This window comes from Lonepinella koalarum, from assembly GCF_004565475.1.
Classification (GTDB): Bacteria; Pseudomonadota; Gammaproteobacteria; order Enterobacterales; family Pasteurellaceae; genus Lonepinella; species Lonepinella koalarum.
Genome location: NZ_SRHX01000001.1, coordinates 1 through 16,071 on the forward strand (window position 1 = coordinate 1; position 16,071 = coordinate 16,071).

General features: G+C 39.6%; 14 protein-coding genes, 3 tRNA genes and 1 rRNA gene. 13 read left to right on the forward strand and 5 right to left on the reverse strand.

Annotated features, from left to right (window positions below; translation table 11 throughout):
- The 3 genes from E0709_RS00005 to E0709_RS00015 form a co-directional block, all read right to left on the reverse strand.
- Positions 1-334, reverse strand: a 16S ribosomal RNA gene (locus tag E0709_RS00005); the annotation flags it as partial.
- A gap of 435 nt (positions 335-769) precedes the next feature.
- On the reverse strand, positions 770-1,282 hold the full coding sequence (gene hemG / locus E0709_RS00010) for a menaquinone-dependent protoporphyrinogen IX dehydrogenase (protein ID WP_132299309.1): 513 nt from the start codon (positions 1,280-1,282) through the stop codon (positions 770-772).
- Positions 1,282-2,745, reverse strand: a complete 1,464-nt coding sequence (locus tag E0709_RS00015) for a TrkH family potassium uptake protein (protein ID WP_165867185.1) — start codon at positions 2,743-2,745, stop codon at positions 1,282-1,284. The genes hemG and E0709_RS00015 overlap by 1 nt, the downstream gene beginning before the upstream one ends.
- A 138-nt stretch (positions 2,746-2,883) precedes the next feature.
- Between E0709_RS00015 and tusA the strand changes: the two genes are divergently transcribed.
- Positions 2,884-3,135, forward strand: coding sequence for a sulfurtransferase TusA (gene tusA / locus E0709_RS00020; RefSeq protein ID WP_132299313.1), 252 nt, complete (start codon positions 2,884-2,886; stop codon positions 3,133-3,135).
- Positions 3,136-3,166: 31 nt separating this feature from the next.
- Here the strand turns inward: tusA and E0709_RS00025 are convergent, their stop codons facing one another.
- A complete protein-coding gene (locus E0709_RS00025) occupies positions 3,167-4,501 on the reverse strand; it encodes an NAD(P)/FAD-dependent oxidoreductase (protein WP_132299315.1) in 1,335 nt (444 codons plus the stop codon).
- A gap of 144 nt (positions 4,502-4,645) precedes the next feature.
- Between E0709_RS00025 and E0709_RS00030 the strand changes: the two genes are divergently transcribed.
- The 8 genes from E0709_RS00030 to purT all read left to right on the forward strand — a co-directional run bounded on the left by E0709_RS00030 (position 4,646) and on the right by purT (position 10,448).
- On the forward strand, positions 4,646-4,873 hold the full coding sequence (locus E0709_RS00030) for a YceK/YidQ family lipoprotein (RefSeq protein ID WP_132299317.1): 228 nt from the start codon (positions 4,646-4,648) through the stop codon (positions 4,871-4,873).
- Positions 4,873-6,900 (forward strand): DNA helicase Rep, encoded by a 2,028-nt coding sequence (gene rep / locus E0709_RS00035; protein WP_132299319.1) that lies wholly within the window; start codon positions 4,873-4,875, stop codon positions 6,898-6,900. Before E0709_RS00030 ends, rep begins: the two co-directional genes overlap by 1 nt.
- Before the next feature lie 97 nt (positions 6,901-6,997).
- Positions 6,998-7,091: transfer RNA gene (locus E0709_RS00040), tRNA-Ser, on the forward strand.
- 35 nt (positions 7,092-7,126) lie between these two features.
- Positions 7,127-7,203 (forward strand) — tRNA-Arg (locus tag E0709_RS00045).
- A gap of 50 nt (positions 7,204-7,253) precedes the next feature.
- Positions 7,254-7,330 (forward strand) — tRNA-Arg (locus tag E0709_RS00050).
- Between the two features lie 424 nt (positions 7,331-7,754).
- On the forward strand, positions 7,755-8,357 hold the full coding sequence (locus tag E0709_RS00060) for a beta-phosphoglucomutase family hydrolase (protein ID WP_132299321.1): 603 nt from the start codon (positions 7,755-7,757) through the stop codon (positions 8,355-8,357).
- Positions 8,358-8,740: 383 nt separating this feature from the next.
- Entirely contained in the window at positions 8,741-9,253 is a 513-nt protein-coding gene (luxS, locus tag E0709_RS00065; protein ID WP_132299323.1) for an S-ribosylhomocysteine lyase, read from the forward strand.
- A gap of 13 nt (positions 9,254-9,266) precedes the next feature.
- The gene (purT, locus tag E0709_RS00070; RefSeq protein WP_132299325.1) at positions 9,267-10,448 is read left to right on the forward strand and encodes a formate-dependent phosphoribosylglycinamide formyltransferase; all 1,182 of its coding nucleotides are present in this window, start codon (positions 9,267-9,269) and stop codon (positions 10,446-10,448) included.
- 4 nt (positions 10,449-10,452) lie between these two features.
- On the opposite strand, the gene tsaA is transcribed toward purT, so the two are convergent.
- Positions 10,453-11,205 (reverse strand): tRNA (N6-threonylcarbamoyladenosine(37)-N6)-methyltransferase TrmO, encoded by a 753-nt coding sequence (gene tsaA, locus E0709_RS00075; RefSeq protein ID WP_132299327.1) that lies wholly within the window; start codon positions 11,203-11,205, stop codon positions 10,453-10,455.
- 82 nt (positions 11,206-11,287) lie between these two features.
- Here tsaA and E0709_RS00080 point away from each other — a divergent pair, with 82 nt between their 5' ends.
- From E0709_RS00080 to E0709_RS00095, 4 genes are all read left to right on the forward strand, one after another.
- Positions 11,288-12,184 (forward strand): 1,4-dihydroxy-2-naphthoate polyprenyltransferase, encoded by an 897-nt coding sequence (locus E0709_RS00080; RefSeq protein ID WP_132299329.1) that lies wholly within the window; start codon positions 11,288-11,290, stop codon positions 12,182-12,184.
- Positions 12,185-12,229: 45 nt separating this feature from the next.
- Positions 12,230-12,730, forward strand: coding sequence for a ribonuclease E activity regulator RraA (gene rraA, locus E0709_RS00085; protein WP_132299331.1), 501 nt, complete (start codon positions 12,230-12,232; stop codon positions 12,728-12,730).
- 157 nt (positions 12,731-12,887) lie between these two features.
- Complete coding sequence (locus tag E0709_RS00090) at positions 12,888-14,279, forward strand: DASS family sodium-coupled anion symporter (RefSeq protein WP_132300258.1); 1,392 nt, start codon at positions 12,888-12,890, stop codon at positions 14,277-14,279.
- Between the two features lie 237 nt (positions 14,280-14,516).
- The gene (locus tag E0709_RS00095; protein ID WP_165867186.1) at positions 14,517-16,070 is read left to right on the forward strand and encodes an ATP-binding cassette domain-containing protein; all 1,554 of its coding nucleotides are present in this window, start codon (positions 14,517-14,519) and stop codon (positions 16,068-16,070) included.
- Position 16,071: the final 1 nt, after the last annotated feature.

Below are 16,071 nucleotides of genomic sequence, written 5' to 3' on the forward strand. Positions count from 1 at the left end.
TGGACCGTGTCTCAGTTCCAGTGTGGCTGGTCATCCTCTCAGACCAGCTAGAGATCGTCGGCTTGGTAGGCCTTTACCCCACCAACTACCTAATCCCACTTGGGCTCATCTTATGGCATATGGTCTTGCGATCCCATACTTTAATCCGAAGATATTACGCGGTATTAGCTACAGTTTCCCGTAGTTATCCCCCTCCATAAGCCAGATTCCCAAGCATTACTCACCCGTCCGCCACTCTCACGAAAAGTACAAGTACTCTCCGCTACCGTTCGACTTGCATGTGTTAAGCCTGCCGCCAGCGTTCAATCTGAGCCATGATCAAACTCTTCAATTCAAGTTTTTTTTAAACTTAATCAAGTTCAATCGCTCAATAAATACTGACTTTTGCAAGGGCGTATGCAATACGCCCCCAATGAATTTCTAAGTTAAGCACCTATCAAGACTTCAAGTTTTAAAATTTTTAAACCGAAATCAATCAACAAGTGCCCACACAGATTGTCTGATAAATTGTTAAAGAACGATTGCATTTGTGCAAGATTTAGAATGATATTAATTTCTCCCATTTCTGTCAAGTGATCTTCTAAATTTTTTTCAGAATTTTAACTTAATCTATTCATTTCGTTACATTCACTTGACAACCTTGCGGTGCGGTGGTGCATTATAGGGATATTTCTCTTGTTCGCAAGATCTTTCTGATAAAAAAAATTTAACTGCACTTTTATTAAACAATAATAAAAGAAATGCTGTAAAAAAATGCAATATTTGAATATTAATCCAACATATCAAACTCCAAAGCAAATTCAGCTACTTTATCCCAGTTTGTATATTCAATTTCTTTGCTGGTATCCGTTTCACCGCCAGTGATCTGCATAATAAATTTAATCATAGTACGATCAAACCAAGTATATCTTGGATATAACAATGCACCAGCAAATACTGCTGAACATCTGGGTTGCCAATAAATACGCTGTAAAAATTTACGAACATAAACATTCGTTTCTGGCGTGTTTTTATCTTCTTTTCTTGCGGTCAAATTTACCCCAAAGAAAGCACTCGGCTTATCATTTAAAAGTGCGGTATTTTTTTTGATAAATTTATATAATTGTTTATTAAAATATCCATAACGTATTGATGCACCAATAATAATCTTATCCACATTATCGCAAGAAAAAGTTTCAGAAATAGACCGCACTTCTACATTGCCAGATAATTTAGATGCGATAAATTCGGCAATTTTCTTGGTTTGACCATCATGGCTTGAATATACAATAAGTGTTTTCATTAAGTTTTCCAAAAAGAAGGACTAAACAAAATTAACAAAGAAAAAATCTCAAGTCGCCCAGCAATCATTGCAAAAGATAAAACATATTTTGCACCGTTAGACGCTTCTGCAAATCCAACATTAGCCGATCCAAGTCCCGGTCCGACATTGGTTAAGGTCGAAAATATAGCGACTAATGCATCAAGAGGAGCCATGCCACATAAAATTACCCCAAATACGCACAGCCAATAGGTTAAAAAGAAAGCAATTAAAAACGCCCATATACCTTCAATGACCCGAGAGGATAATAACGTACCACCTAATTTTATCGGCACTACTAAATTCGGATGTACTAAAAATTTAATTTCTCGCTTAAGTTGTAACCAAATCACTAAAACACGAATCATCTTCAATCCGCCTGAAGTAGAGCCAGCACAACCGCCTAAAATAGCCGCGAAGACTAATAGCATAGCTAAAAATGTCGGTAGTTCATTAAAATTAAATAAAGTAAATCCAGCCGTCATAGACATGGATGACATCTGTGCGGAACCCTGTGAAAATGCATCGAAAAGTGACATATTCTGGAATGAAATATATAACCCAATAGACATAATGGCGATCAACACAATTTGCACTACACAAAAAAAACGGAATTCGGGATCTCTAGCGTAGGTTTTCCAAACCGATTGATATTTTCGATTCATTAATGCTCGAACATGCAAACCGAAGTTACAACCGGTAAATAGCATAAAAAAACTAGATAATAAATAAATAGTAGAATTCTGAAAATAACCTAAGTTTGCATCATGGGTTGATAATCCGCCATTTGATACAGTTGAGAAACTGTGACAAATGGCATCAAAAAAGGTCATGCCAGCTAACCAGTAAGTTAATGTACATAATATGGTTAAGCCGCCATAAATCATCCAAAGTAATTTTGCCATTTCACCAATACGTGGTAAGGTTTTCTGATCTTTCAACGGGCTAGCCGACTCAGCACGATACAACTGCCCGCCTCCAATACCTAATAAAGGGGTAACAGCAACCACTAAAACGATTAATCCGATCCCGCCAATCCACTGCAAAAATTGTCGATAAAATAAAATGGATTTGGGTAAATTATCCAATCCTGAAATTGCAGTTGCACCAGTGGTTGTTACGGCAGAAATTGCTTCAAAAATTGCCTGTGCAAAATCAATATTCAGTTCATCAAAAAATAAAAATGGAATCACTGACAGTCCACATAATAGAAACCAAAACATGACAACTATCAAGAAACCCTCACGCGAACGTAATTCTTCTTTATGATAATAGCATGAACGCCATAACAATGCCCCTAACAATAAGCTAAACACAAAGGTTTCAATAAAGGCTTTACCACCTCCATCACCATAAATTAACGCCACAAAAGCCGGTACAAACATAGATAATGAAAAACACATTATCAAAATGCCGACAATTCTAATAATTGATAAAATATGCACGATATACCTGCTCTTGTTATGCCAAAAGATTGATTACATAATGACGATCTGATTTTATCATATACACCCTAACTTTTGACCAAATACTTGCTTCACGCTATTATACGTTAATAATAGAATAAATTGAAAATTATGATAATGAATGATATTGCTATAAACTATACCCTAGACGCTCAAGGATTACGCTGTCCCGAACCCGTCATGTTAGTGCGTAAACAAATCCGATATATGTCAAATGGCGATGTATTACTGGTCATTGCCGATGATCCTGCAACAACACGAGATATTCCAAGTTTTTGTCAATTTATGGATCATCAATTATTACATTCACAAACCAGTAATAACCCTTATAAATATTGGATAAAAAAAGGAATTGAGAAAAAAAGCTAAATAACAACATGTTATTTAGCTCTTAAATGACTTAGTACAACTTCAACGATGGACGAATAAACCGATTCAGGCGTCCAATCAGAATAATTAATCCTACTTTAAAACAGCCATGTAAGCGTTGCTGATGTACTCGATATAACGAAATATAAGCTAAACGTGCCAAGTTTCCTTCAATGGTTAATGAGCTTTTTTTGCCAGTAGTTATATTACCAAGTGTGGTGAATTTTGATAGCGAAACTAAGGAGCCTTTATCACGAAAAACAAAAGGTTTAAGTTCCACTTTACCTTCAAATAACGCCACAATATTTTGCCCGCAGACTGTTGCCATTTGCGTGGCAGCTTGCCCGCGTGGTGGGACTGGCGTGCCATCTTTTTGTAATAAAAAGGCACAATCGCCAATCGCAAATACACTATCGTCTAGGGTTGTTTGTAAAGTATCTTTAACACACAACTGATTGATTCGATTAACTGCTAAACCATCAAATTGTTGGGTAACCGTGGAAATACGCACACCCGCCGCCCATACCATTAAGTCGGCTTTAATTTCTCCACCGTCTTTAGTTAACAAACTATTTGTACTCGCTTCTGTAATCATAGTGCTAGTTTTGACTCGCACACCTAATTCTTCTAATTCCATTCGCACTGCATTAGAAATACGCTCTGGTAATGCTGGCAACAAACGATCACCGGCTTCAATGAGAGTAACTTGCAAACAATCACTTCGAATTTTACCGTAACCATAAGAAGACAAATGCTTGGCTGCATTAAATAATTCTGCGGAAAGTTCAACACCCGTTGCGCCACCACCGACAATAGCAATATTGACTTTATCTTCTTGCACTAAGGTTTGTTTACTTTCATCTTCACCAATCTCAGCTAATGCATTATTTTCAGAGAATTTTAAAAATAGCTCTAACATTTTATGCTGAAAACGTAAGGCTTGCTCGGGCGAATCTAGGAAAATACAGTTTTCTGCCACACCTTTGGTATTAAAATCATTTGATTTACTGCCAATAGAAAGCACCAAGTAATCATAAGGAATACGGCGAGCGACTACAATAACATCCCCTTCCGAACCATATACCGGTTCAAGTTCAACATATTTGTTGGCGCGATCAATACGAACAATGGATCCTTGTTCAAAATTAAAACCGTGGTTATAAGCATGCGCTCGAAAACTGACGGCATCCGTTTCCGAATCTAATACCCCCGTGGCGACTTCATGTAATAACGGTTTCCAAAGATGAGTTTGATTACGATCGATTAAAACAACATTCGCTTTTTGCTTTTTACCCAGTTTATGTCCTAAGAAAGTAGCGAGTTCTAAACCGCCCGCACCACCACCGACAATCACAATGTTTTTCATAGCTTCACATTCCTAAAAATAAAAAATTTTACAAATTATCAACAATTTTAATCTGTACGCTATAGAAAGTCTATTTATAAAGCAAAAATGGTGTAAAAAGGGTATAATATTTCACTGATATAGACTCAAGGAAAATCCCATCACGTGAAAAAAACCTTATTCATTTTAACCGCACTATTGTTGCTCAATGGTCTAACTGGCTGCGGGACAATCGTACAATTAATTGATCCGACAGAAAAATACCAAGCCTACGATGGTACCAAGTTTGACTGGCAACAAGCGCAAAAATGGGGCTTGCCAATTTTGGATTTACCCCTGTCTTTTCTGTTAGATACGGCGTTATTGCCCTATGTTTGGTCACAAGAAGAATAATGAAACTTAACACACAACAACAACAAGCTGTCGAATTTAGCACCGGTCCTTGCCTTGTGTTGGCGGGGGCTGGTTCAGGTAAAACGCGCGTCATTATTAATAAGATCGCCTATTTAATCGGTCAATGCGGTTATTTACCAAAGCATATTGCTGCCGTCACTTTCACCAATAAAGCGGCACGAGAAATGAAAGAACGCGTTGCTCATTCTATTGGTAAAGATAAAACCAAGGGATTAACCGTTTCAACCTTTCATACTCTAGGCTTTGATATTATTAAACGAGAATATAAACAACTTGGCTTTAAAGCCAATATGACGTTGTTTGATGAGCACGACCAACTCGCATTATTAAAAGACTTAACTGCCGACGAATTACAACAAGATAAGGATTTATTACGAGAGTTAATCTCCGCTATTTCCAACTGGAAAAACGATTTGATTATGCCTGATACGGCGTTAGCGCTCGCTCGTGATCAAAAATATCAAACCTTTGCGCAATGTTATGAACGTTATGCTAAACAAATTCGAGCCTACAATGCGTTGGATTTTGATGATTTGATTATGTTGCCAACGTTGCTATTCCGACAGAACGAAGAAGTGCGGTCAAAATGGCAACAAAAAATTCGTTATTTACTGGTGGACGAATATCAAGACACCAACACTAGCCAATATGAATTCATAAAGCTCTTGGTGGGTAGTCGAGCCAATTTTACCGTGGTAGGGGATGATGATCAGTCTATTTATTCATGGCGTGGTGCAAAACCACAAAATATGATGCGGTTACGTCATGATTTTCCGACACTTAATGTGATTAAATTAGAACAGAATTATCGTTCTACCCAACGAATTCTACATTGTGCCAATATTTTAATTGATAACAATGATCATGTATTTGACAAAAAATTGTTTTCTAATTTAGGTCAAGGGGAAACATTACAAGTTATTGAAGCCAAAAATGAAGAACATGAAGCAGAACGTGTCGTAGCTGAATTGATCGCTCACCGATTTACCTATAAAACCAAATATAAAGATTATGCTGTGTTATATCGAGGCAATCACCAATCTCGTTTGCTCGAAAAAGTATTAATGCAAAACCGAATTCCCTATAAAATCTCCGGTGGGACATCCTTTTTTAGCCGTGCGGAAATTAAAGATATGATGGCATATTTACGCGTGTTGGTTAATCAAGATGATGATGCCGCATTTTTACGTATTGTGAACACCCCCAAACGTGAAATCGGTACCGCTACCCTCGAAAAATTGGGATTATTAGCTCACGAAAAGCATATTAGCTTATTCGCCGCAATCTTTGAATTTGAGTTAATTCATCGAATTACAGCAAAGGCTTATCATGCGTTACAACACTTCGGGCAGTGGATGATGGAACTCAATGATGCGCTATTACGTTCTGATCCTGAACGAGTCGTAAAACGGATGCTAGCACAAATTCAATATGAAGAATATTTATATGAAACTGCAAATAGCCCAAAAGTGGCAGAGATGCAAAGTAAAAATGTCGCCACGCTATTTGACTGGGTAGCAAACATGTTACAAGGAGATGACGTAAATGAGCCGATGACCTTAAATCAGGTCATCACCAGCTTAACCTTGCGAGATATGCTAGAACGTAGTGAAGATGATGATAGCAGTGATCAAGTACAATTAATGACCCTACATGCATCCAAAGGGTTGGAATTTCCCCATGTTTTTTTAATCGGCATGGAAGAAGGATTGTTACCGCATCAAACTAGTATAGATGAAGATAATGTAGATGAAGAACGCCGTTTGGCTTATGTAGGCATCACCAGAGCGCAACAGACATTACGCTTTACCTTGTGTAAAGAACGTCGTCAATATGGTGAGTTAATTACGCCAGAACCCAGCCGTTTTTTATTGGAGTTACCGCAAGACGATGTACAATGGGAACGAGATAAGCCACCTTTAACGGAGCAACAACAAGCACAGAAAACGACGGCACATCTTGCTAATTTACGAGAAATCTTAGCCACTGCACAGCGTAAACCCTAAATAAATTGTAGATGATTTAGACAAATAAACGGTTTTTAACAAAAAGCGTTTGACTTGTTTATATAAAACCGTATCATATCGTCCACAAACCAGTTGCGGTGAGATGGCCGAGCAGGCTGAAGGCGCTCCCCTGCTAAGGGAGTATGGGGTTAAAAGCTCCATCGAGGGTTCGAATCCCTCTTTCACCGCCATTTTATGGTTTTGACAAATTGTTTTATTATAATCTGCACCCGTAGCTCAGCTGGATAGAGTACTCGGCTACGAACCGAGCGGTCAAAGGTTCGAATCCTTTCGGGTGCGCCATTTCATTTTTACTCTAGGTGGATTGGTATAGATTAAATAAAACTCCCTACGCACCCGTAGCTCAGCTGGATAGAGTACTCGGCTACGAACCGAGCGGTCAAAGGTTCGAATCCTTTCGGGTGCGCCATTCTACTTTTTATTTTATTAAAAATACCTAGCACTTACGTACTAGGTTAAGCATAGTGACGCTACTCCGTAGCTTAAAAAATATCTATTTTTCAACCGCACTTTTATTTACGCTCGATCAAAACTTGGGGCCCCGTCTGAACCGCCTGAGCGTTTTGGTATTTTTAGCTAAATTTTGCATGTCTGAGCGAAGCGAGTTCAAAATTTAGCGTGAAGAAAATGCCAAATAAGCGAAGAAAAGTGGTGAAATCGGGGTGTGCTTTTCTTTGCCTACTTTCTTTTGCACAAGCAAAAGAAAGTACGGCCGCCCATCGGGCGAAACCCGCTCCTAAAAAACTAAAATTTGCAATAAAAACAAAAAAACTAATTACATCTCCCCCATTTTATAGCAAAATACCCCACATGCTCCCAAACAGGAAACAAACATGATTGAGCACGAAACATTACAAAATTACACCGCACTTATCTTCGACATGGACGGCACCATCATCGACACCATGCCAAGCCATGCTCTTGCTTGGCAAAAAGTAGGCGAAATCTTAGGCTACCCCATTACCGGCGATATTATGTACGAACTTGGAGGCGCAACCGTTTCTATTATTGCGCGTGAAACCATGAAGCGTCATAATATCCCTGAACAGCATTTTGATGAAATGGTTCGTTTAAAACGTCAACTCGGATTTGAAATGGTAGAGAAAAATGCCAAATTACTCCCCGCCTTTGACATTATCAAAGCAAATTTCGGTAAGTTTCCCATGGCATTAGGCACTGGCTCGCATGGTTTTATGGTAGATTTATTACTGGATAAATTCAATTTACGCCAATATTTTAATGCGGTCGTCAATGCCGATCAAGTGACCTATCATAAACCGAATCCTGAAACGTTCTTGCGTTGTGCGACATTATTAAATACTGATCCACAACATTGCCTTGTGTTTGAAGATGCCGATCTCGGTGTACAAGCTGGATTAGCTGGGGGAATGGATGTGTTTGATGTACGAATTAATCAAGTTATCAAAGCCAAATAACAAGAAAAATGTTTGATTTTTACCGTACTGTTAGGCAATTTTATTGTTATTCAGTTGGCTACCCATTTTAGGTGATTTGATGTGTGCTGTTGCAGATTGGCTACGCCTGAATTTCTGGTAAACCTTAATTTATATGCGGATCGGTAAAAACTTACGCTATTTATTTTTATTGAGTATGGTGATCGGTTATACTTTTTGGGCGTAAATGTGTAGAATATTCAGCAACCAATTTTTTATTTCTAATACGTAAAAAAAGCCCATCACGAAGATGGGCAAATATAACCTAAGGAACCAATTTTTTATTATACAACTGCAAGTTGCTTATAATATAAGACTTGCACAATTCCATAAAGTTCAAACTTTTTTTAAAAAAAGGAAAAAATATGCCATTACTTGATAGTTTCAAAGTCGATCATACTATTATGCACGCTCCCGCAGTACGAATTGCGAAAACCATGACCACGCCCAAAGGTGATATTATCAGTGTTTTTGACCTACGTTTTTGTCAACCGAACAAAGAAATTATTTCGCCGCGTGGAATTCATACCCTTGAACATTTATTCGCTGGCTTTATGCGTGATCATTTAAATAGCGATGATGTGGAAATTATTGATATTTCACCAATGGGGTGTCGCACGGGATTTTATATGTCGTTAATTGGAACACCTGATGAGAAGCTGGTAGCGGATGCGTGGTTAAAAGCAATGCACGATGCATTAGCAGTCAAAGATCAAAATACCATTCCTGAAATTAATGAATACCAATGCGGTTCATTCAAGGAACATTCACTTGAAGACGCTCACAAAGCGGTACAACACGTGATTGATAAAGGCATTGGCATTAATAAAAATGAAGATTTAATGTTAGACGAGAAACTGCTTTATCCACAAGCATAAAGGAAAAAACAAGATGACAACTATCGGTACTCCCTTAACGGCAAAAGCCACCAAAGTGATGATGCTGGGTTCAGGCGAGCTTGGCAAAGAAGTGGTGATTGAATTAATGCGACTTGGCGTAGAAGTGATTGCCGTAGATCGCTATGCAAACGCCCCTGCTCAACAAGTCGCTCACCGAGCTTATACCATTTCTATGTTAGACGGTAACGCCTTGTGTGAACTCGTGGAAAAAGAACAGCCTGATTATATCGTTCCCGAAGTCGAAGCCATCGCCACCGATACGCTGGTAGAATTGGAACAGCAAGGTTTTAATGTGATCCCAACCGCCAAGGCCACCAAACTCACTATGAACCGTGAAGGTATTCGCCGTTTAGCTTCGGAACAATTAGGCTTGCCAACTTCACCCTACCAATTTGTGGATAACCTTGCCGACTTTGAAAGTGCGGTGCAAAAAATCGGCGTGCCTTGCGTGGTGAAACCGATTATGTCTTCATCTGGTCATGGTCAATCGGTGGTGAAATCCTTTGATGACGTGCAAAAAGCATGGGATTATGCTCAACAAGGAGGGCGTGCCGGAGCCGGACGTGTAATCGTAGAGGGGTTTGTTAAATTTGATTATGAAATCACCTTGCTGACTGTTCGTCATATCGGCGGTACCTCTTTCTTAGCCCCGATCGGACACCGCCAAGAAGATGGCGACTACCGTGAAAGTTGGCAACCACAAGCCATGTCAGACATTGCCTTGCAAAAAGCCCAAGACATTGCAGAAAAAATTACCGGAGCTTTAGGAGGCCGTGGCATTTTCGGGGTGGAAATGTTTGTGTGTGGTGATGAAGTGATTTTCAACGAAGTATCGCCACGTCCACACGATACGGGAATGGTCACCTTAATTTCGCAAGAATTGTCTGAATTTGCCTTACATGCTCGTGCAATTCTCGGTTTGCCTATTCCACAAATCAACCTCATCAGTCCGTCTGCATCAAAAGCCATTGTAGTGGAGGGAAAATCCAATCAAGTACAATTTGGCAATCTGGCGGAAGTATTATGCGAACCGAATACCGATTTACGTATTTTCGGCAAAGCCGAAGTGAACGGACACCGCCGTTTAGGTGTGATTTTAGCTCGTGATGAAAACGTGGAAAAAGCCTTAGCTAAAGCGGTTAGAGCGTATGAGAAGTTAGACGTAACACTTTAGTTTTTCAAATTATGTAAGCCTGTAAATTAACAGGCTTTTTTGCCACATTTTCAATCTCCACCACTTCCACTACCCCATTCTCTCTAATCCAAAACCGCACATTATAGTTCCACAAATTCACGCCATAAATCCGATCGGAAATCTGTCCTTGTTGATACGCCGGTCTAGGATCTTGCTGTAACACTTCGATAATAAATCGCTGAAAGTGCGGTTGAAATTTTTCAATTTTTTGTACCGCAGTTTGCGCGATTGGACTAAATCTAACTTGCAATAATGCAGTTGGTTTTTCCTGAGCAAAGCCTGACATCGCATTGGGTTCACTGTCGGCATAGGCAATATAAGGTTTGATGTCGAAAATCGGCGTGCCATTGACAAGATCGACAGAACCTAAATGGAGCAACACTTTGCCATGACCACATTCAATTTTACGTAATTCTACTTTAGATAAACCTAAAGGATTAGGACGGTGCGTAGAACGTGATGCAAATACGCCCACTCGTTGATTCCCACCTAAACGGGGTGGACGAACGGTCGGTTGCCATTTGCCTTGAGGAATTTTATCAAATTGGAAAATCAGCCATAAATGGCTAAATTGCTCCAACCCCCGAACCGTTTCAGGGACGTTGTAAGGAAAAATCAATTCCACCATCCCTGTACCATCTTGCACTAAATTCGGCTGGCGTGGCACGGAGAATTTTTCTTGATAGGGCGTATGAATCCTCCCTATAGGTTGTAAAGTTAAGCTCAAATCAGACATCTTTTTTAATCTATGTTAAAATATTCGCCTTTATCTTACCTTATCCGACATAAAGTGCGGTGTATTTTTTTAGAAATTTATTATGGCAACAATGAAAGCATGGTTCGATACGATTCGACCAAAAACTTTACCCCTCGCGGTGGCAATTATTTTAACCGGTTCTGCATTAGCGCAGTGGCATGGAACATTGAATTGGTCAGTAACATTACTCTGTTTACTGACCGCCACCTTATTACAAATCGTCTCTAACTTTGCCAATGATTATGGGGATTACCAAAAAGGTTCGGATACCGCTGAACGTATCGGACCATTACGCGGTATTCAGCAAGGACAAATGACGGCAACCCAATTGCGAAATGGCTTAATGGCAGTTTGTGTGGCGAGTTTTATTTCCGGTGCCAGTTTAATTGCACTTGCCTATGAAACCACACAAGATCTAATTGCCTTTGCTATTTTAGGTGTCTTAGCGATTTTAGCCGCTATTACTTACACGGTGGGTAAAAAACCCTATGGTTACTTGGGATTGGGCGATATTTCCGTCTTCCTGTTTTTTGGTTTGTTAGCAGTCTGTGGTACTTATTATTTACAAGCGCACAGTCTAGACTGGTCAATTTTCTTACCCGCGGCAGCTTGTGGTTTTCTTTCTACTGCGGTATTAAATATCAATAATTTACGTGATATTGAACAAGATCGAAAAGCCGGTAAAAACACCTTAATTGTGCGAATCGGTGCGGAAAATGGACGCATTTATCATTGCATTTTATTATCCAGTGCGGTGCTTTGTTATGCGATTTTTGCTATTGTACATAAACCGTTACTGCTGATTATTATTGCCATTATTGCGGTATTATTAGCTAAACATGCTCGTTTTGTTTATCAACAAAAAGATCCGATGGCACTCCGTCCGATGTTGGGAAAAATGTCAATGTTGGCTTTAGTTAGCACGGTTTTATTCAGTTTAGGCTTGCTAATTTTATAAGATCGAGCATATACTACAGTAAAATTTTGATATAAGGAAAATGCTATGCAAATTGATACTTCTGAACTCTGCGATATTTATCTGGATCAAGTGGATGTAGTGGATCCGATTTTTTCTAGCTTTGGCGGTATAACGAATTTTTATGGTAAAGTCACCACGGTAAAATGTTTTGAAAAAAACGGTTTAATTGCAGAATTATTAGAAGAAGACGGTGCGGGTCGTGTATTAGTGATTGATGGTGGAGGTGCTGTTCGTCGTGCATTAATTGATGCCGAATTAGCTCAGCTCGCCGCAGATAATCGTTGGGAAGGCATTATTGTATATGGTGCAGTTCGCCAATTAGCCGAATTAGAAAATATTGATATTGGTATTCACGCCCTTGCACCGATTCCGGTGGGCGCGGATGTGGAAACCCAAGGTGAAAGTGATGTACCCGTAAATTTTGCCGGTGTAACGTTCTTTCCTGAAGATCATGTGTATGCCGATTTAACCGGGATTATCCTTTCTCAAGAACCTTTAGAGCTAGATGATCTCAATAATGAATAAAGACAAATTTCAGCAAAGTGCGGTTAAATTTTAAAAAATTTTAACCGCACTTTTTTATTTTATGATCGCCATCACAAATCCATAAAAAAAGTGTTGCTTTTTCTTAACAAGTTGCTAATTTGACATTATTGAGTTATTCAATACAAGGAGATTAATGATGGAGTTCACCCCTGAGAAAAAAAGTAGTTTAAATCCGAAAGGCATTATTCTACTGTTAGATATTGTTTTATTTTTTGTTTTACTAAATGTGCTACCCTTTGATCCTAAAGCGAACAAAGGGTTAGCGTTGCTCGCTTTTGTGGCTATTTTATGGTTAACCGAAGCATTACACGTAACGATTACCGCTATCATCGTGCCGATACTAGCTATCGGGTTAGGGCTAGTCACCACTAAAAATGCCTTAGTTGCCTTTGCGGATCCCACCATCTTCTTATTCTTTGGTGGATTTGCGTTATCAACCGCTCTTCATATTCAAAAATTAGATCGCTTGATTGCAAACCGCATCATGGCGCTAGCTGGTGGTAATTTATTTGTCGCTACGCTATATTTATTTAGTGTGACAGCGTTTCTTTCCATGTGGATTAGTAATACCGCTACGGCAGCGATGATGTTGCCACTTGCCATGGGGGTATTAAGTCAGTTAGATCGCGAAAGAGAACATGGCACCTATATTTTTGTGTTATTAGGTATTGCATACAGTGCCAGTATCGGTGGGATGGGAACGTTAGTAGGGAGTCCTCCAAATGCTATCGTAGCATCGCAATTGCATTTAACCTTTGCGGATTGGTTATGGTATGGTTTACCGATCATGATTATTTTAATGCCATTGATGATTGGTACGCTTTATATCGTATTTAAACCCAATCTAAACATAAAATTTGAGCAACATTTTGAACAGATTAAAATGAATAACGATCGCATTATTACCTTGATCATCTTCATTTTTGTTGCCCTTTGCTGGATTTTCAGTGGTTATATTAATCCGATATTATCATCATTATTCGGTTTAGAGAAAAACATTGCCAGTTTTGATAGTGTCATTGCGCTATTAGCCGCAGTTTTAATCGTGGTATTTAATGTGGCATCTTGGAAGCAAATTCAGAATAACACCGAATGGGGTGTCCTCATGTTATTCGGGGGGGGGTTAACCTTGAGTGCGGTGTTAAAAGATTCGGGTGCAAGTAAAATTATGGCGGATGGTATTGTATTTATGATTGAAGGTGGTCATTATTACATTATTGGCTTAGTAGTTGCGGCATTTATTATTTTCTTAACCGAATTTACGTCTAATACCGCCAGTGCTGCCTTACTCGTTCCAATCTTTATTTCTATTGCTGAAGCGTTAGGCATGGCACCTATTGGTTTAGCCTTAATTATTGGTCTCGGTGCGTCTTGTGCCTTTATGTTGCCAGTGGCAACACCACCAAATGCCATCGTATTTGGTACAGGAGAAGTGAAACAAAGTGAAATGGTAAAAGTAGGATTTATTTTAAATCTGACTTCTGTCTTTGCTATCGCTACTATCGGTTATTTACTTTGGTTGAACTAATTTTGAGCTAAACCCAAAGAATTGGACGCTTATTTTAAGGACTGACCACGATATTATATCGGACTCAGTCCTTTTAATGTTAATGAAGTACGTTTTTTTATTTAATGGCAAACCTATTGATTCATTAGTGCACCTGATATAATATTGATATTTATTCGCATTAAGTCTAGAATAACTAAAAATGCTTGATTAGCCTGTTCGTTGCTAATGTCATACTTATATCATAAAGGATTGGTTATGTTTCTCTCCGTACTTAAAGATCAGCACTTGCCCTTTTGTTTGAGTGTTTTGCTTGCGGCGAGTGCCAGCTTGCTGTTATTGTGCGGTTTTTGGCTGATTGCACAATTTGTGGCAGATGCCGAGTTTAGCCATTTAGGGTGGACAGCGCTGGTGTGGAGCGTGGCGGCGTTGTGTAGCGGTTTATCCGCTTATCTTGCACACCGTGTAGAAGGGCGTTTAGCCGAGCATTTACGCACCCAAACCGCACAACATTTAAGCTATCTGCCCCATAGCACCCTTTCTCGTTATAGCAACAGTGATTTACAAGCCTTGCTGACCAGCGATATTGCACGTATCCATCATCTTTTTGCTCACTTACCCAGTGAAATTGCGGTATTTATTGTTGTGCCGCTGACGGCGTTTAGCCTGTTATGGCTGTTATTGGGGGCAAAAACCCTGCTCATTCTCACCCCGGCACTACTTGCATCGCTGTATTATGTGTGGATTTTACCCAAAACCAGTGCCAAAGATAGCGAAGCGAGAATGCAAGTAGTCAAACGCATTATTGAGCTGGTAGGAGATTATTTTAAGGGGATAAAAATTCAGCGTGTGTTTGGCGGTGAGCAAGATTTCTTGGCTCAATATCAACAACAAACCGCCAAATTTACCAGCGAAATGTTGCAATGGGTGAAAAAAGTTGCCACGCTGTCCGCCTTTGCGGTGGCGTTGTTACAAGCGGTGAGTACGTTTGCGATTACTTATGCCCTGACCTATCAACAACCGCTTGACATCATTGCGGCAGCGCTGTTTTTTAGCCTATCTTTTGTTACCCCTGTGTTGCGACTTGGACACGGCATTGATTATTTACGCATCGGCAAAGGAGCATTGACCCGCATTAAGCAATTTTTGAGCGAAGAAAAAATTCAATGGGGAACGCTTACCGCAACAGCAACGCCAGATTTAACCCTTGAAGTGGATAATGCCTGTGTGCAATTTGATAAAACGGTATCAGCACATCAGCCCTTTAATCTACGTATTGAACCGCATAAACTGACCGTGATTACAGGGCGAAGTGGCTGTGGTAAAAGCACACTTTTACGCGCCATTGCAGGTTTAGAACGGCTTAGTTCAGGGGAAATTCGTCTCAATAACACGCCTATTTTTGCCTTTGATGAACATTATTTTCATCAACTATTGCGTTATATTCCGCAACAAATTCAACTGCCACCCTGTACCATTGAGCAAATTATAAGCATTGAACAGCCTGATATTGACTCCTTGCGAATGCAACAAACCTTAAGCCAACTTGGTTTGGATTATCCTTTCAACCAAGCGGCAGATTTGTTATCAGGTGGCGAACGCCAACGGCTACAACTTGCGGCGGCATTTATCAGCAAGGCACAAATTTTCCTGCTTGATGAACCGACTAGCCATTTAGATGAACACAGCAGTCAGTTAGTGATTCAAGCCTTACGTACCTTGCAACAACAAGGCAAAACCCTTGTGCTCGTCAGCCATAGCCAAACGCTGATTCAACAAGCCGATTGTGTCATTCATTTATCTTCAATTTAAC